21 protein-coding genes are annotated in these 23,806 nt (G+C 53.6%); 4 read left to right on the forward strand and 17 right to left on the reverse strand.

Features of this window, described 5'->3' with window-relative positions; genetic code table 11:
* Nucleotides 1-121 precede the first annotated feature (121 nt).
* A complete protein-coding gene (locus P40081_RS22135) occupies nucleotides 122-565 on the forward strand; it encodes a MarR family winged helix-turn-helix transcriptional regulator (protein ID WP_042138485.1) in 444 nt (147 codons plus the stop codon).
* 148 nt (nucleotides 566-713) lie between these two features.
* On the opposite strand, the gene P40081_RS22140 is transcribed toward P40081_RS22135, so the two are convergent.
* Nucleotides 714-1,358 (reverse strand): DUF1796 family putative cysteine peptidase, encoded by a 645-nt coding sequence (locus P40081_RS22140; RefSeq protein ID WP_042138487.1) that lies wholly within the window; start codon nucleotides 1,356-1,358, stop codon nucleotides 714-716.
* 155 nt (nucleotides 1,359-1,513) lie between these two features.
* On the opposite strand from P40081_RS22140, the gene P40081_RS22145 reads away from it, so the two are divergent.
* Nucleotides 1,514-2,035, forward strand: a complete 522-nt coding sequence (locus tag P40081_RS22145) for a YbaK/EbsC family protein (RefSeq protein ID WP_042138489.1) — start codon at nucleotides 1,514-1,516, stop codon at nucleotides 2,033-2,035.
* A gap of 2 nt (nucleotides 2,036-2,037) precedes the next feature.
* Nucleotides 2,038-3,270, forward strand: a complete 1,233-nt coding sequence (locus tag P40081_RS22150) for an MFS transporter (RefSeq protein ID WP_042138491.1) — start codon at nucleotides 2,038-2,040, stop codon at nucleotides 3,268-3,270.
* 754 nt (nucleotides 3,271-4,024) lie between these two features.
* Here the strand turns inward: P40081_RS22150 and P40081_RS22155 are convergent.
* The 8 genes from P40081_RS22155 to P40081_RS22185 all read right to left on the reverse strand — a co-directional run bounded on the left by P40081_RS22155 (nucleotide 4,025) and on the right by P40081_RS22185 (nucleotide 13,655).
* Nucleotides 4,025-5,719 carry a type 2 periplasmic-binding domain-containing protein gene (locus P40081_RS22155; RefSeq protein WP_156118667.1) on the reverse strand — a complete coding sequence of 565 codons (1,695 nt, stop codon included), beginning with the start codon at nucleotides 5,717-5,719 and terminating at the stop codon, nucleotides 4,025-4,027.
* 8 nt (nucleotides 5,720-5,727) lie between these two features.
* Nucleotides 5,728-7,140 (reverse strand): response regulator transcription factor, encoded by a 1,413-nt coding sequence (locus P40081_RS22160; protein WP_042138493.1) that lies wholly within the window; start codon nucleotides 7,138-7,140, stop codon nucleotides 5,728-5,730.
* Entirely contained in the window at nucleotides 7,133-8,878 is a 1,746-nt protein-coding gene (locus tag P40081_RS22165; protein WP_042138495.1) for a sensor histidine kinase, read from the reverse strand. The genes P40081_RS22160 and P40081_RS22165 overlap by 8 nt, the downstream gene beginning before the upstream one ends.
* Before the next feature lie 129 nt (nucleotides 8,879-9,007).
* Nucleotides 9,008-10,855 (reverse strand): type 2 periplasmic-binding domain-containing protein, encoded by a 1,848-nt coding sequence (locus tag P40081_RS22170; RefSeq protein ID WP_042138497.1) that lies wholly within the window; start codon nucleotides 10,853-10,855, stop codon nucleotides 9,008-9,010.
* Nucleotides 10,856-10,885: 30 nt separating this feature from the next.
* Entirely contained in the window at nucleotides 10,886-11,779 is an 894-nt protein-coding gene (locus tag P40081_RS22175) for a carbohydrate ABC transporter permease (RefSeq protein WP_042138499.1), read from the reverse strand.
* Between the two features lie 15 nt (nucleotides 11,780-11,794).
* Nucleotides 11,795-12,754, reverse strand: a complete 960-nt coding sequence (locus P40081_RS22180; RefSeq protein WP_042138501.1) for an ABC transporter permease — start codon at nucleotides 12,752-12,754, stop codon at nucleotides 11,795-11,797.
* A 587-nt stretch (nucleotides 12,755-13,341) separates the two neighbouring features.
* The gene (locus P40081_RS39815; RefSeq protein ID WP_269323104.1) at nucleotides 13,342-13,464 is read right to left on the reverse strand and encodes a hypothetical protein; all 123 of its coding nucleotides are present in this window, start codon (nucleotides 13,462-13,464) and stop codon (nucleotides 13,342-13,344) included.
* The gene (locus P40081_RS22185; protein WP_197074258.1) at nucleotides 13,464-13,655 is read right to left on the reverse strand and encodes an SMP-30/gluconolactonase/LRE family protein; all 192 of its coding nucleotides are present in this window, start codon (nucleotides 13,653-13,655) and stop codon (nucleotides 13,464-13,466) included. Before P40081_RS22185 ends, P40081_RS39815 begins: the two co-directional genes overlap by 1 nt.
* 121 nt (nucleotides 13,656-13,776) lie before the next feature.
* Between P40081_RS22185 and P40081_RS22190 the strand changes: the two genes are divergently transcribed.
* On the forward strand, nucleotides 13,777-14,412 hold the full coding sequence (locus tag P40081_RS22190; protein WP_331281677.1) for a GyrI-like domain-containing protein: 636 nt from the start codon (nucleotides 13,777-13,779) through the stop codon (nucleotides 14,410-14,412).
* Here P40081_RS22190 and P40081_RS22195 read toward each other — a convergent pair.
* From P40081_RS22195 to P40081_RS22235, 8 genes are all read right to left on the reverse strand, one after another.
* A complete protein-coding gene (locus P40081_RS22195; protein ID WP_042138507.1) occupies nucleotides 14,409-15,089 on the reverse strand; it encodes a hypothetical protein in 681 nt (226 codons plus the stop codon). The two genes, P40081_RS22190 and P40081_RS22195, sit on opposite strands and share 4 nt — an antisense overlap.
* Nucleotides 15,079-15,765, reverse strand: a complete 687-nt coding sequence (locus P40081_RS36560; protein WP_052421940.1) for a hypothetical protein — start codon at nucleotides 15,763-15,765, stop codon at nucleotides 15,079-15,081. Before P40081_RS36560 ends, P40081_RS22195 begins: the two co-directional genes overlap by 11 nt.
* A gap of 14 nt (nucleotides 15,766-15,779) precedes the next feature.
* Nucleotides 15,780-16,409 carry a YhbD family protein gene (locus tag P40081_RS22205; RefSeq protein WP_042138509.1) on the reverse strand — a complete coding sequence of 210 codons (630 nt, stop codon included), beginning with the start codon at nucleotides 16,407-16,409 and terminating at the stop codon, nucleotides 15,780-15,782.
* 871 nt (nucleotides 16,410-17,280) lie between these two features.
* Nucleotides 17,281-19,119 carry a fibronectin type III domain-containing protein gene (locus tag P40081_RS22215; RefSeq protein ID WP_081970063.1) on the reverse strand — a complete coding sequence of 613 codons (1,839 nt, stop codon included), beginning with the start codon at nucleotides 19,117-19,119 and terminating at the stop codon, nucleotides 17,281-17,283.
* Between the two features lie 306 nt (nucleotides 19,120-19,425).
* Nucleotides 19,426-20,757, reverse strand: coding sequence for a vWA domain-containing protein (locus P40081_RS22220; protein ID WP_042138513.1), 1,332 nt, complete (start codon nucleotides 20,755-20,757; stop codon nucleotides 19,426-19,428).
* Nucleotides 20,758-20,953: 196 nt separating this feature from the next.
* On the reverse strand, nucleotides 20,954-21,568 hold the full coding sequence (locus P40081_RS22225) for a 50S ribosomal protein L25 (RefSeq protein ID WP_042138514.1): 615 nt from the start codon (nucleotides 21,566-21,568) through the stop codon (nucleotides 20,954-20,956).
* A gap of 293 nt (nucleotides 21,569-21,861) precedes the next feature.
* Nucleotides 21,862-22,827: an ABC transporter ATP-binding protein gene (locus P40081_RS22230; RefSeq protein ID WP_042138515.1), complete on the reverse strand. Its 966-nt coding sequence runs from the start codon at nucleotides 22,825-22,827 to the stop codon at nucleotides 21,862-21,864.
* On the reverse strand, nucleotides 22,820-23,803 hold the full coding sequence (locus P40081_RS22235; protein ID WP_042138517.1) for an ABC transporter ATP-binding protein: 984 nt from the start codon (nucleotides 23,801-23,803) through the stop codon (nucleotides 22,820-22,822). The genes P40081_RS22230 and P40081_RS22235 overlap by 8 nt, the downstream gene beginning before the upstream one ends.
* Between the last annotated feature and the right edge of the window lie 3 nt (nucleotides 23,804-23,806).

Below are 23,806 nucleotides of genomic sequence, written 5' to 3' on the forward strand. Positions count from 1 at the left end.
CAGCCAATCCCAGTGTACTGCAAATTAGTTGCGCACGCAACCATATTGTTGTAGTATTTGAGGCAGACGATATTCCAGGTTATCTGGAAGACGTCATTATCCCCTGAAGAGGTGTCCGCCTGTGACTTCAAACAAAGAACCGATCGGCAAGCTGATCTCCCATCTGCACCGCCAGAATCAAAAAATCCTAGCCAAAGAGCTGTTGCCCTATGGTATCGGCAGCGGAGGGCAGCATAGCTTTCTTAAGCTGATTCTGAGCCACCCGGGGATCACACAGGATCAGATGACCAGTGAAATAAAATGTGATAAAGCCACCACCGCCCGCTCCGTGAAACATCTGGAGGCCTCGGGATATATCGAACGCCGGACCGATCCCAGGGACCGCCGCTCCTCCCTGCTCTACCCGACGGCCAAAGCGCTCGAATTCGCCCCGGTATTCCAGTCACTGTTAAATGATTTCAACCGCAAGCTGTCTGCGGATTTAACCGGGGAAGAAATCGACACTCTGATTACTTTGCTCCATAAGGTCACGCGGAATTCAGAGCTGCTGAACGGGCAGAGTTGACAGCAGCTTCTCCAGCGGCTGTGCAAGTTATCCAGCTCAGGTTAAATAGGATGTTATTATCCGTAAAACACAGCAGAGCAGCGGCTCTCCCGTCTTCCAGGGAGCCGCTGCTCTGCTGTTCGCTTATATTATAGTCTGCTTATAATCCCTACAGCAGATATATACCGTCCAGAATATAATCCCAGCTCTCCGCATCCCCCGCACGGTTCGGAATTCCCAGAGACGCAATACCGGGCAGCGGCCAGTCACGGTCGAGCACGGACTCCAGTCCATCGGCACCGTTTACAATCAGAATATGGAAATCCCCGCCGGTTAAGGTGCGCAGCACTGTCTGAAGCTCACAGGCTTCCTCATACGTGCTCCCCCAGCGGATAAACAGCGCCTTCCGGCTCATCAGCAGGGTGTCCAGCAGGCGCTGGGAACGCATATTAATTTTTTGCTTGAAATCCGGGTAGACGTGGCTCCACTCCAGCCCCTCCAGCACCGGAAAGTCATGCACTGAAATTACATTATAATGAAAGTCCTTCACAAAATAGGATTTGACCGGCTGGACGACTTCATTGTCCACAAACACATCATTGCCATCGATCACACCCATATTCGGAAGCTCCATATACCCCGAGAAACGCTGGCCCAGCAGCCGGTTCACATCCGTAAGCGATAACGACACCACCCAGTCCAGCGGCGAAGAAAATACCCGGAGGCCTCTGCGGCGCAAATGGGCTGCAGGCTCGCATGAGCTTCCCAGACTGACAATGCAATCATATCCTCCCCTGATTTCCTCAAATTTCATCCGCGCTCACCTCTCACCCTTATTTCTATATTAAATGCCGCCGGTAATTGAAATGTTTGGATCATAGATGAGGAATGTTTTGCAGAGTCTGGTGAAACAGGTTAGAATGTAACCCAATATGAAAACCATGTAATTTCAGAAAGGATGCCAAGATCATGTCGATTGCCACTGTTAAAGAACATTTTCGTAAATTCTCCCGCGAGCAGGATGTACAGGAGTTTGCTGCCTCCAGCGCTACTGTAGAAATGGCAGCCGCTGTGATTGGCGTCATTCCGGCCAGAATTGCCAAAACCCTCTCCTTCCGCGGTGCACAGGAAGATGCCATACTCATCGTTGCGGCTGGAGATGCCAAGATTGACAACAGGAAATTCCGCGAGACCTTCGGGTTCAAGGCACGGATGCTAAGTCCGGATGAAGTCTTCGAACAGACCGGACATGAGATCGGCGGGGTTTGTCCCTTCGGGCTGGCCCGTCCGCTGGCCCGTCCGCTGGATGTATATCTGGATGAATCCATGAAGCGGTTCAGCACGCTTTTCCCGGCCTGCGGCAGCACCAATTCCGCCATTGAACTAACCTGCGCTGAACTTGCCGAATACTCCGGAAGCCGGGCATGGGTCGATGTCTGCAAAGGCTGGAAGGAAGAACCTACACCATCTCAGATCGGAGACAACACCTGATTATGAAACACGCTGCAACTAAATCTGTACCTTCACCCGGCAAGGAACGTTTCCCGTTATCCCTGCTGGTCCTTACACTTGGCGCCTTCGCCATCGGCATGACCGAATTCATCATCATGGGGCTGCTGCCCAATGTCGCCAGTGATCTCGGCGTAACCATCTCCCAGGCCGGCCAGCTGATTACAAGCTATGCGCTGGGCGTAGCCATCGGAGCGCCTGTGCTGACTGTCTTCACCCACCGGCTGCCGCAGAAAAAGCTGCTCGTCATCCTCATGGGTATTTTCATCTTCGGCAATGCCGTATCCGTTATAGCGCCTACCTATCCGCTGCTGATTATTGCCCGGGTATTGACCGCCTTCGCTCACGGAACCTTCCTCGGAGTCGGGACGATTATCGCTTCCCGGCTGGTCCGGCCGGAGAAACGGGCAGGCGCCGTGTCTATTGTACTGGCCGGGCTTACCGTCGCCAATATCATTGGTGTACCGTTCGGAACCTTCATCGGGCAGCAGCTCGGCTGGAGGGCTTCCTTCGGCGCCATCACCGTGCTGGGCATTATCTCCCTCTTTGGGATTATCCACTTCATTCCTGTTATTGTTCAGGAGCAGACAGCCAATCTTGCCGAGGAGGTGCGCGGGCTGATGAATCCCAAGGTACTGCTGATTCTGCTTACGGGAGCGCTGGGCTGCGGAAGCCTGTTCGCTTTGTTCACCTATATCACGCCAATTCTTGAAGACATCACCGGCTTCGCCGAGCATAGTGTCACCTGGATTCTGGTATTGTTCGGAGTTGGCGTTACCCTTGGCAATATCGCCGGCGGCAAGCTGGCCGACTGGAAGCTGATGCCTTCCCTGATCGTCAACTTCGCCGTGCTGGCCGGCATTATCGCATTATTCCCGCTGACGCTGCATCATCCGGTCCTTGCCGTTGCCAACGTCTTTCTCTGGGGGATCGCCGCATTCGGAATAATGCCCGGCATTCAGCTGCGGATCATGAATCTGGCACATAAAGCACCGCTGCTGGCCACCACCTCCAGCCACTCGGCGCTGAATCTGGGCAATGCCGCCGGTGCTTATCTCGGCGGGGTGACCATCAACACACTGGGAATCGCCTCGATTCCGTGGCTGGCCTCGGGCCTTGCCGTTCTGGCCCTGTGCGGAGCATGGCTCAGCTATCGCTCCACCCGGGCGAATCGGGCGGAGCATGGACTCGCTGCTGAGATCGGCAAATCTGCCTGAGGAAGCCACAGGCTTATCCTTGGACAGCTATTTATTTTGGAGTAAGATCAACGTGAGCACTTGGGTGGACGCTGCGCGAACGGACCGTTGTTCCAATCGCTGTGCTCTCCAGATTTTTTTCATTCCCCTTAACGGTGAAAATCCGGAGACCAAGGCGACCGCATTCGCTTTTCCACAATCGTTCCGTCCGCTCCGCTGTTTAAGCGGGAATTGTATTTTTAACCTTAAAAACAAACAAAGAAATTGCTCGTTTTGGTAAAATGGAGGTACCCCCAACCATTTTCAGAGGAGCGATTCCTTTGTACATTCAATAATCCCTGGGCCAACTTTGCTTGCCAATGGATCCCGATGAAGATATCCCGGAAGATCACCTCGTTCGTATTGTAAATACCTTCGTCAACCGGCTGGACAACTCTATCTTTAACGCGGTTTTCCCTGGGGGTGGCCGTGACAGACGAAAAATACGTTTCCTTTGAGTATTACTTTGTAAACGGCACCAAAATTGAGGTGAACTCCAATCGTTACACATTGTTTTGGGGAAAGCGGTCAGTACACACAAAGCCAAACTGGAGGATAAGGTACGTTCCCTGTTCGCTGAAATTGAAGCAGCCGAAAAGCAGGAATAGCAAGAGAAATTCGAGAATCTGACTCGTCAGTATAATATCTACTTTTGGGACAGCCTCTAATTTATGTTACCTGCATCTTTTGCGGATATGCTGATCCCTGTTCACCGTTTCCTCTTTACGATTCCTGTTCACTGGCTGTTGCTGTCATCCTGCTTACTCTCTGCCTCCCGGATGTTCACAATTTGCGTGACCTCCCGCGTGATTTGTCCGCCGCCCATGTTCATCCATTTCACGGTGAATTGATCAAAAGAGCTCAGCGGCGCATCGCCAACGATAATGTTAAGGAACGTCTCACTCTCCAGCTTCTGCAGCGCCGGCCACTTCGCCGCCATATGCAGCGTACTTCCGTAATACACGCTGCGCACTCCCTCAACGGCTGTTGTGGACAATACGGCTACCCCGTATTTGTAGGCGTTGGCCGCCTTCCAGCCCTCCAGATTCTTCTTCGGCTGCTCTTCCTCCGCCTGCCAGCGGTCATAGATCAGCCGGGTATCGGGGTCGAGCGCATCCGGGTCGATCTTGCCGTGCAGCGCCTGCTGAATATCCGCATAATGCTTCTCGATGGCATCGCTATAATCAATCAGCAGATCGAACGGGTAATAGGCCCGCGGCTGAATACCGGTCTGCGCTGCGAAATCATCCAGCTTCCCGACCTCCTCCACGTTCGGATCACGTCTTCTTTCCAGCCGGGTGAACACATTCAGCAGCTTCACTACAGCCTCGGGATGCTCGTATCCTTTGCGGACAACCAGATACCGGTCCGTGACCGGGGCTATATGGGCTACGAATTTGCCGGACTCATCCAGCGGTGCGGCGTAGGCCCGCCATTCGGCTTTGGTATCCTGGGCAACCGCTTCCGACAACGGATAGAAGGGCATCCACCAGGGCCCGAAGAAAATTCCGGCTTTGCCGGCAATAATCGGCTCCTGGGTTTCTTTGTACAGCGCAAACTCAGGATCAATTAATCCCTGTTTGTACCATGCGGCGAGCTGGCCCAGCGCTTTGCGTGTCTCCGGGGTAACCGAACCATAGACTACGTTACCGCTGCTGTCCTTAATCCAGTTGGTCGGGAAGGAATGAAAGGCGCTGAACACGGCGTCCAGACCGTTCACATACGGCTTGGTCCCGTACACAATATTCTTGTACGCGCTAATGCCCACGGTATCACGCTTGCCGTTGCCGTCCGGGTCCTTGTCGATAAAAGTTCTGGCGATCGCCTCAATATCCCCAAGCGTTCGCGGAGCCGGCAGCTCCAGCCGGTCCAGCCAGTCCTGGCGGACCCACAGCAGGGAGGTCGAATCTGCATGAATGGCTACATTCGGCAGTCCGTACAATCTTCCGCCCCGCTGCGCATCGGCTAGAGCTTCGCCATGAGTCGAATCGTACATATCCTTGATCAGTCCGGAGCCGTACTGCTCATACGTATCGGTAAGATCCTCAATCATATCGCTTGCGATCAGCTTGCTGAGCTGATCCCGGTCCACCACCATCGCATCCGGCAGATCATTGCTGTCTATGGCCAGCTGCGCTTTTTGAGTAAACGGCTCTTCGCCTTTCGCTTCCCAGGAATGAATGACTCTGATGTTCGTCAGGCTCTCCAGATAGCGGGAGATCGGATTATTATCATTGCTGTCGCCTGTAGTCAGCCGGGAATCCGGCACCTTGAAGCCGATCCGCATCACGACCGGCTCCTCATACCGGCCGTAAGCAGCGGCATCGGCAGCATTAGCGGCCGGCGCTGTCCGTTCCGCAGGCCCCCCTGCACCGCTGCTGCGGCAGGCGGACAGACTGAGCAGCAGCAATAGAGGCAAGGAATATCTCATGACCCGGTTCACCGCTCCCCCATCCCTTCTGCACGGTATTCACTGGGCAGCTTGCCTACATGCTCACGGAACAGCCTGCTGAAATAGCGGTCATCCTCAAAGCCGGACCGGCAGGCAATTTCGCAGACCGGCGCATGGGTATCGCGCAGCAGGGATTTGGCCAGTTCCAGCCGCATGCTCCGCAGACTGTCCCCGAAGGTCTCCCCGGCAAAGCGGGCAAAGCACTGGCTGAAATAGCCGCGGCTCATATTAATGGCGGCGGCTACATCGCCCTGATTGATTTTATCCCCGGCATGGCTCTTCATATAGTTCACAGCGCTGATCAGGCAGAACATCACTTCTTTGCTCATGCCCAGCTCAATCATCCGCTGCTGAACCTGAGCGGAGAACTGGCGCAGCCAGCTTTTCCACTGGCACCAGTTCCGGTTGCGGTGTGCCGATAGTGCAAGCTCCGCCGCCTCCTCCGGCTTCATCAGCAGCCCGCTCCAGTTGCGCAGCAGCTCCCTTCCAAACTCAGCAACCGCCTCCTGGCGCGGCTGCCGGAACAGAACGGCTGCGTTGAAGTCTTCCCAGGCTCCCCGCTCAAGCGTCCACCGGAGATTCACTGCACGCACCAGCGGCTCCGGTTCCTCTGCAGCGGTAGCGGGACGATGCCTTCCGGCAACCGTTTTGAGTTCATCATAGCTCAGCTTGGGCAACTCAGATTCACCGGTATAATAGAACAGTGCCTGCGGAACCGTCCGTTCCAGAACCTCCTCCAGCTCCTTCAGCGGCTGATCACGCACCCCTTCTACAAGTACAGCTGCCCAGCCTGCTCCAAGCACGGCCTCCAGCTCACGGCGGATTTCTTCCACGGCCACACGGCAGGGAAGCGGGGTCATCCACAGGTTCTGGAATGAGATCAGCGGATGGTTCTTGACCAGTGACAGTTCAAAGAGCTCCGCTTCCTTCCCTTCAGGCTCCAGGGGCAGATAGAGCAGAGCCTTGTCTGCAGACATAACCTTCAGTTCGCCGGATACCAGGGCGCCCCGGTTGCCGTCCTCCCACCTGATCCGCTCCACCAGCCTGCGGATGGTTTCGTCGGCATTCTCCACCTCCAGCAGCGTTTTAACAATATAGTCGACCGCTCCCAGCCGCAGTGCCTCCTGCACATAATCGAATTCATGGTGGCAGGTGAGCACCACACAGCGGACAGCCGGAAACCGCAGCCTGACCTGGCGGATCAGCTCGAACCCGGTCATGCCCGGCATTGTAAGATCCACGAACAGCAGATCCGTCTCCTGCTGGCGGAGCAGCTCCAGTGCAGCATTGCCGTCCCCCGCTTCACCGGTAATCACCACCCCGAAGGACGGCCAGTCAATCAGCGAGATGAAGCCTTTGCGCACCAGCCGCTCGTCATCCACGACCACAGCTTTAATCATTGAAGTCCTCCTTGCTCATAATGGGTATGATGATAGATACCGTTGTACCGCCGCTCTCCCCGCTGAGAATCTCCAGACTCATCTGCTCCCCGTAATACATGCGCAGCATCCGCATCACATAAGCGAAGCCGATGCCAAGCCCCCGTCTCCGTACGGTCTCCTCCGCAAGCAGCTCCTCAATCTTCGCCTGATCCATTCCCGCACCGTTGTCCTGCACAATGAGCTGCACTTCATTCGTACCCTGCGCGGTAATGATTACATCGACCTTACCGTTGTCACTCAGTCCGTGATAGATGGAGTTCTCGACCAGCGGCTGCAGCAGGAATCGGGGAACCGCAGCGGACAACACCTCCGGATCGGCCTCTACATTGAACTCGAATTCATAATCGTAACGGATGCGCTGCAGCTCCATGTAATTACGGATCGCTTCAATCTCCTCCCCGATGGTCACGATGATGCTCTGCTTGCCGAGGTTATAATGCAGCACCTTCACCAGCAGGGTAACCAGCTTGTCAATCTCCTTCTGTCCGTTCAGCCTGGCGAGCCACTGCACCGTATTGAGCGTATTATGCAGGAAATGCGGATTGATCTGGCTGAGCAGCTTCTCAATCTCGAACTGGCTTTTCTGCTTCTCATTGCGGGCCACCGCCAGAATCAGCTCATTCACCTGATCCTTCATCTGCTGGAAGTTGCTCAGGACAGAATCGAATTCCTCCACATTCGTGAATGCTACCGGCGTGGTGACATTCTCCGCCATGCGGATAATTTCGAGATTGACCTTGCGCAGCGGACCATAGACCCTTCTCCAGATCAGCCAGGCCAGAAATCCCGCGAACAGGAGGGTGAGCAGCGCCAGCAGAATCATTTTGTAGATCCAGGTGTAAATCTCGCTGTTGAACACCGACCGTTTGACCACGGCTACAAGCTTCCAGCCCTGCGGACTCTCATAGCGGAACAAATGATAGCCATTCAGCACCTGATGGGCGGAACCCCCGTTTTGCCCGGCCTGCTTGACGATTCTTTCCGGTAATTCACCGTCAATGACATGAGTAAGGGTACCGCTCTGATTCACCAGGAGATGATTAACCTTCATCCCGTAGGCTTCCTGATTGAAAATTTTGCGCAGCAGACTGTAATTCGTCTCCAGATAGATATACAGCTCATGCTGCCCGCTCACCCGTACGATCCGCCGCTCCGAGAAGACGACATTATCACCGACAGCATACATCGTGCCATGCGGACCATAATAATCAGCCCCGTTATAGCGCATGAACGAAGGCAGGCTGCTGAGATCGAAGCCCCTTCGCGTACTCATGTTGGTGAACAGCACCGGATCATCACTGTCAGGCATGATATAGGCGGTCAGCCCGATATAGGGATTAGTGAAGTTGACCAGGTTGATCTTCTGATTGATCGAATTCATCATTTGCGACTTGCGGTAGATCTGCTTCTCCTGCAGAAAAGAAGACATCTCCTCCACAATCTGTCCGTCCAGCGCAAACTGCTTGGAGGCGAAATCCAGATTGTCGATGGCATTCTCCAGGCTCAGCGCTTCCTGGCGCAGACTGGCACTGATGCCGCTGCCGATTTTGCCGGACAGAATGGAATAGATGGAAGTGTAGGATATGAAGCCGACAATCAGCAGCGGCAGCAGCGTACCGATCAGCAAATAAATCACCAAAGTAGTCCGCAGGGACTTCCCCTTCGGCGGATGGCCTGCTTGCTTCTTTCCAGGCATGGGCCGGACCTCATCTCTTAATGAAAGCGTTTCAATATATAGAATCAGAATACCAGATTTTTCTTGTTCTGAAAATAAGAAGGCAGAACAGCGCGGTCGCTGCCCTGCCTATTCCCTATCCGCTTCCGCTTACTTCACACTTTTGCGGGCTTCGAACAGCTCCTCCGCTTTCTTAACGGAGAAGTCCATCACGTCCTGATAGCCGAGACCGTTAACTTTGTCATGCATTTCTTTGTTCAGCTTATCGAATTCCGCCTGGTTTTTGGCGAAGACCATCTTCCAGGAGATCTGCTGGATCACGGTACCGATCTGCTTGTTCTTCTGCTCCAGCGTTTTGTCCATCGTCAGCGGCTCTTTGCCGGTGAAGCCCTGCGGCGCTACGGCGAGCAGATTATTTTTCTCAAAATATTCCTTGGCCGTAAGCACGCCCATCTTCGCTCTCCAGTCACTGTCGAGCTTCGACGGATTGCGTTCCAGTGTGGTCTGCCACAGATTGTGGTCATACGGCTCATTCGTAGCCGGATTCACCATCGCTGGAACCACGAAGGAGAAGTTCATCTGATTCGAGCCGTAATAGTAGTCACCGCCGCCGTATTCTTCGGGAACCTGCGTGTTCTGCTGATCGGCATAAGCCTTCCAGCCGAAGTCGGTCACGACCGGCTTGCCGCTGCTGTCAATATCCCAGGCCAGTCCCTGCGGTCCATTGGAGACTGCCGTTCCGCTGCCTGCCGAGATCATTGCGCCTTCCGGTGTGTACATCCAGTTGATGAACTCCATGATACGTGCCGGCTCTTTGGCCTTGGCACCGATGGCGATAATTCCGTTGCCGCCGTATACGTTGAAGCCTGTGGAGTACATCAGCTCATCCTTGAACGGTACAAGCGCGAACCCTTTGCCTTCTGCGGTTCTCTCCGGTGTATTGTAGTTGGCTGCGCCCAGCCACGGGAACCAGGAGAAGAGCAGGCGGCCGTCCTTGTATTTCGCCACCACATCATCGAATTTCTGGGTAAGCGAGTCCGGGTCAAGCAGGCCCATCTGATTCGCTTCGAAGTAGAGCTTGAGCGATTTCATATACCAGCTGTCCTCGGAGAGGAAGTCATAGTACTTCTCTTCATCAGCCTTGACATACAGCGCGGTATCCGCTATTTCGTCATAGCCCATCATGTTGGCGAACTGCTTCGCCAGCGTCATTTTATAGTTGCCGTCCCAGTCGGACCATAAGGAGAAAGCATAGGTTTTCTTCCCCTGCTCATTCTTCGGCTCCAGCTCCTGCATCTGCTTCAGCACCGGGAGATAATCCTCGATCTTGCTGATTTCAGGTGCACCTAGCTGCTGATACAGGTCCCAGCGCAAGTCGGGTCCCCAGGTCATGTCCTTGCCCTCGGAAGGTCCCGACGGGTTGGTTGCCACGTTATTGCCGATACCGAAGACGGAGCTTCCGCCGCCAAAGGCCACTTTAGCCTTCTCTACCGCTTTGGGGAACTGCTTCACAATATCCGCGCCGTATTTGTCCAGCAGGCCGTCCTGTGTCCAGTCCAGCAGCAGCTTGCCTTTGATCGCGTTCGGATAATGGTTCTTGTCATCCCCGAAGATGATGACATCGCCGAGGTCACCCGAGGCCATCATGGCTGAGATTTTGGTATCCCCGCCGGTCAGGTTGGAGGCAACAATATCCAGCTCAATGTTGAATTTGTCCTTGATGACTTTGGCGAACCAGCCGATTTGCGGGCCGGCGTAATTGGCCGTTGTCGAGAATACGGTCAGCTTGAGCGGCTTGGAATGGTCCAGCGCCCCGTCTGCCGGAGCCGCTGTGGCCTCTGTGCCGGCGGCTGGCGTGGCTTCGGCCGCCGGCTTATCCGTGCTGGCCTCAGTGCCCGAATTGCCTGAATTTCCGTTGCCTCCGCCGCAGGCTGCCAGAACCAGCACCATTATCGTGCTTAGCAGAAGTAGCGATACTTGTCTAAATCTGAATCTCATTGCTTCATACCCCCTGATATATTAGTTCGGTCAGCCTTTGACGGCCCCGATCATGATGCCTTTGACGAAGAAACGCTGAAAGAACGGATACACAATCAGAATCGGCATCACTACGATCATGGTGACCGTCATCCGTACCGACGTCGGAGTCTGCATATTCTGAATGCTGGCCGCCATATCCGGTGAATTGCGGATCAGCGCGGCGAGCGAGCTGGATTCGTTCAAATACCGCCAGAGCAGGAACTGCAGCGTGTAATATTTCGTGTCGGTCATCAGGAACGCTGTATCAATGAAGGAGTTCCACTGGTTGACCGCCGAGAAAATCGTAATTGTCGCCAGAATCGGCGTGGTCAGCGGCACAATGATGCTCCAGAATACCCGCAGGTATCCAGCGCCGTCCATCGCTGCCGATTCCTCCAGGGAAGGCGGAATTGCCTCCACGAAGGTTTTGACCAGAATAATGTTGAACGGGGTAATAATCGTCGGCAGAATATAGGCCAGATAATTGTTGGTCAGATGCAGATTGTGCATCGTGATGTACCAGGGGATCAGCCCCGCGCTGAAATACATCGTGACCACAATGCTGCGGTACCAGATCTGCCGGCCCCACATTTCTTTCTTGGTAAACAGATAGCCGAGAAAAGCCGATGCCCCAACCGTCAGGAACGTGCCGACTACTGTTCTGTAGACCGAGACCAGTGCCGCGTGGCTTAGCCCGCTGATCCGCAGGACCTTGAAGTAGTTGTCGAAATGAATCTGCCGCGGATAGAACTTGATATACCCTCCGGCGCTTAGATCATTGGAGCTAATCGTGTTAATGAACAGATAATAGAACGGATAAATACAGCTCAGGGTGAATAATCCGAAGAGCAGATAGATGATTCCCTGAAAGAGGGCATTGCCCTGTTTACGCTTGTTCCGCATGTGGAATCACCGCCCTTAAATAATGGATTCGTCACGCACAATCTTCGAGAGGGTATTAGCCGCGAACAGCAGGATAACACTGACCACCGACTTCAGCATGCTGACCGCCGTTGCAAACGGGAAGTTGTTGGCAAAAGCGATATTATACACGTAGAGGTCCAGTACCTCGATCGTGTCCTTATTCATCGCATTCTGGAAGGCGAAATACTGCTCCATGCCGTTATTCACAAAGTTACCGATGGAGAGCAGCAGCAGGACGAAGAAGGTAGGAATGATTCCGGGCACCGTGATATGCCAGATCTTGCGGAACCGGCTCGCTCCATCCACTTCCGCCGCTTCATACAGCTCCTGGTCAATTCCGGCAATGGCCGCAAGGTACAGGATCGCTCCCCAGCCCAGCGACTTCCACCAGTACCAGGCGATCATCGTAATCCAGACATGAGAGCTGGAGGCCAGGAAGTTGAAGCCTTCATCTGCGAAGCCGAACTGGACCAGCAGGTGATTCACCACGCCGCTGTCTACGGAGAACAGTGAGAAGGCCAGCGCATAGACAAGAATCCAGCTGATGAAATTCGGAATCGTGGTCAGCGTCTGCACCAGCTTGCGGTACCAGCCTGACCGGACCTCGGTCAGCAGAATGGCAAAGATCACGGGAAACACTGAGGTCACCAGCCCGAGTGAGCTCATCGCGACCGTATTCTTCAGCACCCGCAGCACCTCAGCCGTCTGAGTCGGATTAGCGACAATGGTCCTGAACCACTTCAGGCCGACAAAGGGCGTGTCCGACAGGGGAATGCCGGGAATGAAATCATAGAAGGCGTAAATCCATCCGCTTATCGGCAAATAGTAGAAAATAAAAGTTACCGCCAGAAACGGAAGCGCCATGAAAAAGAGCTTGTATTTGTTCTGCAGCTTCCTGCGGGGCGGCGGGGCCGGCTCCACACCATGCAGCAGTTCACCAGAGGGTACTCCCATATCGAAATCTCCTATATCCAGATTTTGTTTGCGCTTTCAGTCTAGCAGAAAGCAACCTGCTATCAGGAGAGAGGAACGGCGCCCGACGCGTGACAGCGGTAGGAGGCTATAGGACCATTTTCACAGCGCAGCGGACCATTTTCACAAACCAGCAGCCAAAAAAGATGTTGTCCATCAGCAGCACTCCTGCCGATAGACAACACCTGACCTTACCTGAATTGATGGAGATATTCATGGTATCCATATACTACTAGCACAACATCAGAACCAGAGATGTACGTTGATGTTGATCCACTATCGCAGCATGTAATAGTTGTAAAATGTGCAATTAAAAACAGCGAAAAAGCTTGCTGGCATCCTTTAACTGTATTCTGTACAACTAAATCTCCCGAATGGGTGAGAACCGCTCTATATATGGCAGTTTAATTGCACGAAATACAACTAAACCGATAATCGGTTGTTAATCAGATGTTTTAGTTGTACAAAGTACAGTTAAGCCTACCGGAGGAACTACCGTTACAGGGTCCCTGCAAACCTCAGCAAGCGATTTACCAAAGTGTTCTCACAAGTTTAAATCTGATGTTATACTATCCGGCCAGCCTTCCCCTTCGGCGAACCGGATCACCGGTCTGCGGCAGCTTATCCGAGCCATCCTGAAGCGAATAGTCCATCGCATCGACCGTGAAGGTCAGTGTATCTATGTAAAACATTAATCCGGTACTGCTGCCCCTACTCTTTGATCAAAGTAATGGATGTCTTCCGTACCCGCAGCGGGGTCATATGCCCGCAATTCCCTGCCGTCAATATCCACCCAATACAGCCTGCCCTCTACCTGATCCCAATGCGGTCCTTCACCAAGCGCAGCCTTGGCATTGGTAACTAATTCAATTTGTCCGTTCAACGGAAACCCTCCCAGCTCTTGCATTCGCAGCACTATTTGTACTGCCGGCTGCCTGCCAACATGATATACACCTGTCCAGTTCAGCATGGTATTCTTCATATAGCAGAATAATAATGATGAGGTGATCCGGTTGAAAGTTGAATGGAGAAAACAAGACAAGTCTCTTTACCTGCCCGCTGCCGAACCCGCGCTGATTCAAGTGCCCGCCTTTAATTATTTCATACTGCGGGGTGAAGGCAATCCGAATGCTGCGCCTTTCGCTGAAGCCGTCGGCGTATTGTACTCCCTCTCTTATGCCATTAAGATGCTGCCCAAAAAAGGGCCGGAACCGGATGGGTATTACGACTATACGGTCTTCCCGCTGGAAGGTGTGTGGGATCTCAGCGAAGCCGGCCGTAAGAAAACGGTTCTTGATAAAGACGAATTGGTGTACACCCTGATGATCCGTCAGCCGGATTTTGTAACCCCGGAGCTTGCCGCTGAAGTGCTGGAGAAGGTCAAGCACAGCAAGCCGCATCCGCTGTTGCACAAAGCCGCCTTCGATAGCTTCGAAGACGGCCTCAGTGTACAAATGATGCATACCGGCCCCTACGATGATGAACCGCACAGCTTCGCAAGGATGGAACAATATTGTGCGGAACAGGGGCTGCAGCGGATTTCTCATCTTCACCGGGAAATCTATATTTCGGATGCCCGCCGGGTCCAGCCGGAGAAGCTGAGAACAGTGCTGAGGTTCAAGGTATCACGCCAGAATTAACGCAGTAATTTCACCGGATTCCGTACCGTTGCGCTCTTATGAATCTCTAGGGTATCACGGTATTCCACTGTATCGATCTCGCAGCCTGTGCCGATGATAACCCTTCCGCCCCGCACAGTCTGCGCCTGCGTACTCTGCAGCTCAATCTGGTCCCCTTCAATCAGCCGGGCCTGAAAGCTCATTTTCTTGCCTTGTCCGGGCCTCAGCAAGGCTCCGGTCCGGTTGCGTTTGATAGAAATGCTGCTGCCGCCGACCGCATCCGCTCTGCAGGGGCCAAACAATCCCAATTCGAGTTTCCCCGCATTAAGCAGTCCGCTTACCTCAATGATTCCGGTAAGCTGCAGTTCCTCTGCCTCGCAATCTCCGGTAACCATAATCCCGCCGGTTAGTTTGATTTCTTCTATACGCAGCCCGGTGCCTGCCGTGAGCTGACCTTGTCCGCGCAGACTGGCTCCGTCGATCCGCCCCTTAACCTCACACTCTCCGGTAATCTTCATATGCTGCAGCCGCAGATTGCCGTCCACTTTGATCTCTCCGGTCTGGCTGAACTTCAGGCAATCCACATCCCCGGTAAATTTACATTCTCCGGTCACTTTGACATCCTTGAAATGCCCGCCAACAGAACTGGAGGTCCCCAATATCTTCAGATCATTGCGCGTTACGGAATCATGCACCATTCTTCTCCTCCTTCTCCACACGGGCTCCGGGATGTACTGTCAGTCCCGTTCTATATTCGACCCGGCCGATGCTGCAGCCTTCCCCGATAATGACGGTGCCACCCCGGACCACATCCGCCGTTGTATATTCCAGATCTATATAATCGCCTTCAATGAGCTTGGCCCGCAGCTCCAGTTTGAACTTGGGAATGATCCCTCCTAACAGCCTGCCCCATGCTGCAGAGCCGGTTTTGCGGATAATCAGGCTCTCCACCCCAATTTCGCCCGCCTCTGCCAAACCATGAAGCCCGAATTCTATCCGCCCTGCACTGAGCAGCCCGCCTACAGTAAATACCCCTTCACCGATCAGCTCCTCAACCTCACAATTGCCCATTAGCTTCAGCATGCCGTCCAGCTCACAGCGCTCTCCCCGCAGATTGCCGTCTCCGGTCAGCACACCGTTCAGCTTCATTACACCAGCCTGGAGGTTGCCCTTCAGTCTGAAGTTACCGTTAATCTCCATCTCTTCCGCAGTAAGATCACCGTTCATCTTCATTACGCCGTCACATTTATAGGTATGCGCGCTCAGCGCTCCGTTAATCTTGCTTACGCCGTTGATATTCACCTTGTTATATTTGCCTCCGGCGGCTGTATTGACCCCATCCATCTGCAAATCCGGCAGCTCATTCTTCTCCATTGCCAGTCCTCCCATTAGCTTAATCTAACTTTCAATTGTTCTGTCAGGTCGGCAAGACTAAGCCTGCTGACTACCCGGACTCCTTCATCGAAGGCCAGCTCTGCCCCGGACAGCGCCATCAGATAGAAGCTGACCCCCATCTTCCGTACAAAAAACAGCTCCCAGTTCTTTCCCGCAAATCCCGGGGTATGCACTCCAAGTGTCAGATAGAGCCGGTCTGCTTCCTCCAGATTCAGCTCCCCCTTGCTAAGCAGCAGATCTACAGTGAACAGATTCAGAATCTGCTCAAAGGTTAGCTGCATCCCTTCACTGTCCGGCCTGCCGAACCGCTCCAGGCTACTGTTCGAAACAATGTTACGTTCCCTTAGCTGTGCTACTGTTAATATGAGCTGGTGCTGAGACAACGGCTCTGACAGCTTTCCGGCAAGTTCATCAAGAGAAAGATCATCTTTCTTCTGCAAAATATGCTGCACCCGGCCCAGTATTCGTTCCCGCGGGAAAAAAGTCTCTTGTCCGGTAAACGTGGACTTGCGGATGAACCATTCCTCAGGAATCAATTGTTTCCTCTTCCAGCGGTATAACTGGCCGTATGAGATGCCGGTTTCATCCAGCAGGTCCTTCTTGGATATTAGCTCCTCTTCCATACGATCACTCCTTGCGATCATCGTAACATAACACTGTTACGTTGTAAATAAACAAGCATCACTTTCGCTTTATATACTTTCTTGAATTCATACTGGGGTTCACAGTGGAATTCAGCAGACAAGGACTGACACCTCACTCCTCCAGTTCCATAATTCTCCACCGCTTTTCCCTGTCAATACAAGTTGCCGGTTAGCCGCTGCTGGACTGACGGAATACGTCAATTTCAATTTCTTACACTTGATTCGTTACCGGTTGACTTGGGACTTCTTAGAGTCAGGAAGCACTGTAGACGTGTAGACATAAATGTTGTACGTTTTGCAACATTGATTCCTGGATAGCCGGGTGTTCGGGAGGATTGTTGTATGGAATACAACAATCCTCCCGCCAAGCCGCTTGAATCAGGTGAAATCCTGTAGTTTATACAACAATGTTGGATTTGGGCCGGCATATGGAGGGAAATGTTGTATTATGTGCAGGATTCTAGGAAGCCAACTGGGAAAAGCCGGCTAGGAGAAGCTGCCAGCTCCCTGCCCCGGAAAGCGGATAAACGGGGAAATTCCCGCGACAAAAGCAGCCGCCCGGAAGTGCAACTATCTACAGACATTAAGGATTGGTATTATGTTAAAACCCTTAAGTTTAGCCCATATAGTGAAGACGCACTTAAGATTTGAGCTTGAAGCTTAGTCGTCACTGCGGTGAACATTTGAACATCCGACCTCTGCCCGCCCCCGGATTTCTTGATGATTACCGCTGTTCGCGGTGGAAATCCGGTGACAAAGGCATCAAAAAAACCAGGCAACCCATTGGCTGCCTGGCTCCTCCTGCTTATTTCATGACAATAGCTCTATTCCGCACCGCCGCTAATGCTGCTTACTGCACATAAGTGTAATGCGGCGAATCATACTGCGGGCCGGATTTCTCGTAGGTGAACCAATATTCAATGCTGCTGCCTGTGCTGAGGCCGCTTACGGTCTGGCGCCAGGTTCCCGAGGCAAGCGTCATGCGGTAATTCAGCTGTGCGCCGCCGTTCACCTTATAGTGGACATCCACATACAGCGCGGACGTTACCGGTGTGATGAAGATGCTGGCCTCAGCAGCCGACACCTTCGTTACGCCTGCCGTATAATCCGCTGTCACGTGATTCCCGCTGCCGCCGGAAGCGTTCGTGGTTACGGTCACGGCATTACTAGCAGCGGAGAGGTTGCCTGCGGCATCGGCCGCTTTTACCGTGAAGGTGTATGCCGTTGAAGCCGTCAGTCCGCTGACGGTTGCTGTAGTTCCGGTAACAGAAGCCGCCTGGGTGCCGCCGCGGTACACGTAATATCCGGTGACTCCGGTGTTATCGGTGGATGGCGACCAGCTTAGGCTGACCGTAGTGTCCGTTTTACCTGTTGAGGCCAGATTCCCTGGTACCGTAGGTGCTGTAGTATCTCCAGGAGTGCTGCCCCCGGTCAGATACTGGCCGGTGAACGGGTTGAAACGGTGCAGCGAGAGGATCAGCCACCCGGTGCTTGATACACAGTTCTGCTGGGCCATCACCCAGTAGCTGTTGCTTGTACCCTTGAGGGAATAAGGGATTCCGCCGAGCGACGGGCCGCTGGTTCCCTGTTTTTTGATAATCTCCGTGTTGATGGCATTCGCCTTCGTTGTATTTCCCTGCATGTAGTAGGCAAGCGACATAAAAGCCGTTCCCTCCAGCCACACATCCGCCCCCGTATTGCCAATCTGATTGCCGTTGTCGTCATACGCCGGGAGCACTTCATCCGTCCAGTCAAAATCATACCCGGAAAGTGTATTTCCGGCATCGTTATAGGTCAGGGTCTGCTTATAGCGCGGATTAGCCAGTGTTCCCGGTGTACCGGCCGCGTTCTCCACATAGGTCAGGCTTGCCCCGTAGTTGCGCGTTCCGTTCAGCCCGAGGGCGAGCACTCCCCAGGGATTTACATCCAGCGGGATTTTGGGATCGATCAGATTCGTATCATTCTTCCAGCCGCCCTTGAAGCGCTTAGCCGCATCATCCCAGACCACATTGTCCAGGAAGCTCTTCACACCTGTTGCCGCTGCTGTATAGGATGCCGTTTTGCTGGAATCAACAGAAGCATAGTACTGCAGCACGCGGTACAGATCGATATTATGCTCCGTCGAGCTCCAGGGCTCATCCGAATTGCTCCATGCGCTCCAGCCACCGGCGATCCCGCCGTTTGCTTTGGAGTATGTCAGGCACCAGTCCAGCGCCTTGAGCGCCATCGGACGATAGCGGGTATCATTATACTGCTTCTCATAAGCCATAGCCGCCATGGCCATCCAGGATACAGGTCCGACATGCTTGCGGATTTCTTCGCCATAGCCATTGTTATACCAGTAGGAGTTCAGCCAATAGCCGGACGGGTCCTGGATGTCACGCATTTTGTTCAGCACCTTCTCGGCCCGGGTCCGTTCCCCTTTGACGATGAAAGCGATGGCTGCGACGGCCTGATCATACGTATAGACAATTTGCTTGGGATTGTTCGGACTCCAGAAATCCTCGAAGCTGTCAACCAATCCGTCAAAAGCATATCCGGCCGTTGCATCCTGCTGCACCTGCAGCCAGGTCAGCGCCCGGTTTGAAGCATCACTTACCGCATCCGCGCGGGCAATACCGGCAGCGGGTAGTGAAGCGCCCAGAATCAGCACGGCGGTCATCAGGAAGAGAATCAGCTTTTTTTTCATCCATATTCCTCCTTGGTCGATCTATTACTAAAGCGTTTTCAAAGGGCGGAAAAGCGGGTGAAGCTATGCCATACCATGGTATTTATCCTCATTCTCAGCTCTGATAGCGCTTTCGTCAATCTAAAACTGGGACATTTTTACTAAATGAGGCGAAACACCCGTTCGCCCCTTTTTTCGACAAAGCGAAAGTCCTGAATAGGTTTCTGCGGAATTCGTTAATATGCATTTTTTGACAGCAAGGCATGCAAAAAAAGCTCCGGAATGTTGATTAACGCTCCGGAGCCTTACTCTTATTTCAGCTGAGCTCTATGAGCGCAGGACACCCTTCTCCCGGGCTTCACGCAGCCACTTGGGATACTCATTAAACAGGCGGTCATACAAATCCTCATCACTGACCTCATCCAGATCGTCCAGCGCAAAGAAATCGGCATTATCGACATAACGGCCCTGCAGATCATCGAGCTCACGCAGCACACCATAGTCCGCATTGCCGAGCCCGACAAACTGCCAGAAGATGTTATGCTTCGAGCTTTGGATCAGCAGCTTCGAGATCTTCGGTGTCTCATAAATTCCGCCGTCACTGAAGAACACAATGTAAGCAGGCAGAGCGCCCGGCTCTTCCTTCGTATACTTCTTGATAATATCAGCCATAACCACCGGCTCATTATTGCCGATGCCCAGCCCGCCGAACATCTTCGGCCCCGGATATGTTCTCTTCACATAATCCTCGTACCCGTGCTCATCTACACTCGGCATCCGCTTGCTCTTAGTCGCGAAGAACCATACATCCAGCCTGCCGTCGTCATCCATGCTTGCTGCCACGGCCAGAATCCGCTCAAATGCCCGCTGAACAACGCCCCTCGAATACAACCCGGACATGGAACCTGATGCATCGAACACAACGGCCACCCTGGCCTTCTCCTGCTCCAGATTCTTCTTGCGCAGCGAGATTCCGACCTTCTGCTTCAGCAGGTCAATCTTCGTTAAGTTCAGCGTGGGCCGGGAAGCCGTCTCCTCCGCCACACTTCCCTCGGTTCCGCTATATGTAGCAGCAGCTTCCGTGTGACCCTGCATCACTTCAGCCTCCGTCTTGCTGCTGTTCTCCGGCTCTTCATCCTCCACCTCGACTCCGTGCGCTTCAGCCAGCGGCTTCAGGCCGCCGTGAAATCCCCGGCCGACGGCTCTAAGCTTGAAGCCTTCGCCGTGACGGTATAACTCTGCCAGCACCAGCGAGGTCTCGGCATTACTCTGATTTATTTCATACACCAGCTCTGTGTTGGCCGCAGCCGCACTGATTCTGCAGCCCCTGACATCGGCAAAAGTCCCCGGGCCGTCCAGCGTGGCTGCGAAAACGCATTTGGCAACCGCAGATTGCCGCAGCGCATGCAGATCGATGGCAAACTCGCCGCTGTACTTGTCGATGGCATTGAACTCTACAATCCGCTTGGGATCGGCGGGCTGGTTGTAGAAGATGAAATAATCATCGGACGTAACCTTGCCGTTCTCCCCGACCATGAAACAGCTGATATCCAGCTCCGCCGGCGAACTGCTGCAGGAAATCTTCACCGTCGCCTGCGGCGAGGCTTCATCCAGCTTGGCATTGGAGCCGGTGACCAGCTTAACGATATTCAGATTCATGAATGCACTCTCCCTTACTTTCACAATGTATAATAGATGATTGCAGGATTCCGCTATTTAGCAAAAAGGAGCAGACAACTCCCTGATGAGGATATGTCTGCTCCCGGTTGATCAAGCTTATGATCCGCATATCAGCCGGTCTTAACGGGCTGTGGTGCGGCTTGTCCAATGAACTGGACTATAAATACATGATAAGTTACTCTTCTGTCTTGCCTTCATCAGCTGCTTCTGCCGCTGCTGGTTCAGCAGCATCTGTATCAGCAGGCTCTTCAAGAACAAGCGGAGGTGAGATCCGCACGATCAGCGTATCTTCAGGGGTAAGGATCTCCCAGCCATCATGCTTCGGCAGATCGGAGACCAGCAATTGATCACCGATGTCGAGTCCGCTGATATCCACCTCGAAGGAAGCGGTCAGCTTGTCCGGCAAGGTACGGATATCCAGCTCGTAGAGCTCTACCTGCTGGACGCCGCCGCTCTTGACACCGACAGGATCGCCGGTGAAGTGGAACGCAACCTTGGTGTCGAGTTCTGCCTTCATATCAATCTGCTGTAAGTCTACATGGAGCAAGGAACGTGACAGCGGCTGGCGCTGCACTTCCTGAATGACCGCATTTTTGGAGCCTGAACCGGGGAATTCCACTTTCAGGATCGCCCGCGGGTTTTTGCCGAGAATCTCATTGAGTGTTTTGGCTTCTGCTGTAAAGGACTGGGTATCTGAACCTGCACCGTAGACGACGACCGGTACAAGGCCTTTGCTGCGCTGGGAAGAGGTAGAGCCGGATCTTTCTGTCAAGCGTACTGTGGTATTCATGATATTCCTCCTAAAGGTTTTTTAGCGGTGCATACTTTCAGGGGCTGCTTCTGATGCTGAACAAAGCTGGCCCTGCAAGCATCCGCCAAGTGGTGTCAGCATAGCTGCAAGTGATGGTTCTTCGTACAAAACTGGCTTATTGCTCAGGTAATAAAAAACAAGACCAATTAGATGTCTTAAGTCTAATCAGTCTCTTATTAACCATATTTGCCTGCTGTGGAATCAGTATAGCACTGGGAAGTAGGCAAGTCAAAATAGGTTGATATTCAATTTAAATCCATATTTAATATTTATTATACTAAATGACAGGCTACAAAATGTCCTGCGCCAGCGTCCCGGAACAGCGGAATCTCCGCCTTGCAGACCTCTACGGCAAAAGGGCAGCGCGTATGAAATTTGCAGCCTGAAGGCGGATTCGCCGGGCTTGGAATATCGCCTTTCAGCACGATCCGCTCCCGCTTCAGCCGGGGGACCGGCACGGGTACGGCAGACAGCAGCGCCTTCGTATAGGGATGCAGCGGATGCTGGAACAGCTCGTCCCTGGAGGCGGTCTCCACCATCGATCCCAGATACATCACGCCGATCCTGGAGCATAGATGCTCCACTACGCTAAGATCATGGGAAATGAACAGATAGGCAAGGCCTTTGCTCTGCTGCAGCTTGCTGAACAGATTGATAATCTGCGCCTGAATAGACACATCGAGCGCCGACACCGGCTCATCCGCAATAATCAGATCCGGGTTCAGGATCAGCGCCCGGGCAATGCCGATCCGCTGGCGCTGTCCGCCGGAGAATTCATGCGGGAAGCGGTCGATATGATAAGAAGATAAGCCGCAGGCCTCCATGGCCTCCAGCACCAGATCCCGCACCTCCCCCCTCGTGCATAATCCATGGTCCAGCAGCGCTTCGCCTATCGCATCGCCAACCCTCACTCTCGGATTAAGCGCACTGTAAGGGTCCTGGAAGATCAGCTGCATCTGCGGCCGGATCAGGCGCATGTCCGCAGCGGACAGGCTGTGGATGTCCACTCCCTTGAACTTTACCTCACCGTCCGTTTTATCCGTCAGCCGCAGCACTGTCCGTCCCACCGTGCTTTTGCCGCTGCCGGATTCGCCGACAAGGCCGAAGGTCTCGCCCGGCTGAAGCGTAATGCTGATGTCGTCCACAGCCTTCACATGCCCCACTGTGCGGCCCAGCAGCCCTTGTTTTACCGGGAAGTACTTCTTCAGAGATTTAACTTCCAGCAGCGCTTCAGACATACACTTCCGCCTCCTCATACAGCCAGCAGGCTACCTTCTGCCCGCTTCCGGTTTCCTGCAGCTGCGGCTGGCGGGTGCGGCAGACGTCCATGCAATGTCCGCACCGGTCATGGAAGTAGCATGAAGGCTCAAGCGCAAGCGGACTGGGCACCTGGCCGGGAATGGAATAGAGCTCCTCCAGGCGCTGGCCCATAACGGGCTTGGACTTCAGCAGTCCCCGCGTATACGGATGCTTGGGATTCCGGAACAGCTCTACCACACCGCCCTCCTCAACGATCTGGCCGGAGTACATGACAATGACATAATCGGCCATCTCGGCCACTACGCCAAGATCATGGGTAATCAGCAGGATTGACATGCCCGAGTGCTCCTTGAACCCGCGCAGCAGATCAAGGATTTGCGCCTGAATCGTCACATCCAGTGCGGTCGTCGGCTCGTCCGCAATCAGCAGCTTGGGCCCGCAGGAGATTGCGATTGCAATCATAATCCGCTGCAGCATGCCTCCGCTCAGCTCGTGGGGATAGCTGCCCATAATCTGTTCCGGACGGGATATCCCCACCTGGGTGATCAGTTCAATGGCCCGGGCCCGGGCTTGCTTCTTGTTCATTCTGAGATGAACCAGGAGCGGCTCCATAATCTGCTCGCCAATTCTCATGACCGGATTCAGTGACGACATCGGCTCCTGAAAAATCATAGCGATCTCATTGCCGCGGATGCTGCGCAGTGTATTTTTGTCCAGCCGGAGTAAATCTTCTCCCCGGAAATCAATGCTTCCCCCGGCAATCTTACCGCCCGGCTCTTCCACCAGCCCCATAATCGACATGGCGGTGACACTTTTGCCGCAGCCGGATTCACCGACAATGCAGACCGTCTCGCCTTCCCGGATACTGAAGCTTACCTCATCAACTGCGGTCACCTTCCCGTCCTCTGTGAAGAACACGGTGCTTAGACGGTCTATATTCATTAAAGGCTTCATCGT

It is taken from the genome of Paenibacillus sp. FSL P4-0081, from assembly GCF_000758565.1.
GTDB lineage: Bacteria > Bacillota > Bacilli > Paenibacillales > Paenibacillaceae > Paenibacillus_AQ > Paenibacillus_AQ phytohabitans.

Excerpts from the sequence above, each read along its gene's own strand:
- P40081_RS36560 (WP_052421940.1), bottom strand. The coding sequence starts at position 15,765 with ATGGAGAAGAATGAGCTGCCGGATTTGCAGATGGATGGGGTCAATACA.
- P40081_RS22225 (WP_042138514.1), bottom strand. The coding sequence starts at position 21,568 with ATGAATACCACAGTACGCTTGACAGAAAGATCCGGCTCTACCTCTTCC.
- P40081_RS22230 (WP_042138515.1), bottom strand. The coding sequence starts at position 22,827 with ATGTCTGAAGCGCTGCTGGAAGTTAAATCTCTGAAGAAGTACTTCCCG.
- P40081_RS39815 (WP_269323104.1), bottom strand. The coding sequence starts at position 13,464 with ATGTTTTACATAGATACACTGACCTTCACGGTCGATGCGATGGACTAT.
- P40081_RS22145 (WP_042138489.1), top strand. The coding sequence starts at position 1,514 with ATGTCGATTGCCACTGTTAAAGAACATTTTCGTAAATTCTCCCGCGAG.
- P40081_RS22160 (WP_042138493.1), bottom strand. The coding sequence starts at position 7,140 with ATGATTAAAGCTGTGGTCGTGGATGACGAGCGGCTGGTGCGCAAAGGC.
- P40081_RS22235 (WP_042138517.1), bottom strand. The coding sequence starts at position 23,803 with ATGAAGCCTTTAATGAATATAGACCGTCTAAGCACCGTGTTCTTCACA.
- P40081_RS22195 (WP_042138507.1), bottom strand. The coding sequence starts at position 15,089 with ATGGTGCATGATTCCGTAACGCGCAATGATCTGAAGATATTGGGGACC.
- P40081_RS22205 (WP_042138509.1), bottom strand. The coding sequence starts at position 16,409 with ATGGAAGAGGAGCTAATATCCAAGAAGGACCTGCTGGATGAAACCGGC.
- P40081_RS22175 (WP_042138499.1), bottom strand. The coding sequence starts at position 11,779 with ATGCGGAACAAGCGTAAACAGGGCAATGCCCTCTTTCAGGGAATCATC.
- P40081_RS22170 (WP_042138497.1), bottom strand. The coding sequence starts at position 10,855 with ATGAGATTCAGATTTAGACAAGTATCGCTACTTCTGCTAAGCACGATA.
- P40081_RS22155 (WP_156118667.1), bottom strand. The coding sequence starts at position 5,719 with ATGAGATATTCCTTGCCTCTATTGCTGCTGCTCAGTCTGTCCGCCTGC.
- P40081_RS22150 (WP_042138491.1), top strand. The coding sequence starts at position 2,038 with ATGAAACACGCTGCAACTAAATCTGTACCTTCACCCGGCAAGGAACGT.
- P40081_RS22165 (WP_042138495.1), bottom strand. The coding sequence starts at position 8,878 with ATGCCTGGAAAGAAGCAAGCAGGCCATCCGCCGAAGGGGAAGTCCCTG.
- P40081_RS22140 (WP_042138487.1), bottom strand. The coding sequence starts at position 1,358 with ATGAAATTTGAGGAAATCAGGGGAGGATATGATTGCATTGTCAGTCTG.
- P40081_RS22215 (WP_081970063.1), bottom strand. The coding sequence starts at position 19,119 with ATGAAAAAAAAGCTGATTCTCTTCCTGATGACCGCCGTGCTGATTCTG.
- P40081_RS22180 (WP_042138501.1), bottom strand. The coding sequence starts at position 12,754 with ATGGGAGTACCCTCTGGTGAACTGCTGCATGGTGTGGAGCCGGCCCCG.
- P40081_RS22220 (WP_042138513.1), bottom strand. The coding sequence starts at position 20,757 with ATGAATCTGAATATCGTTAAGCTGGTCACCGGCTCCAATGCCAAGCTG.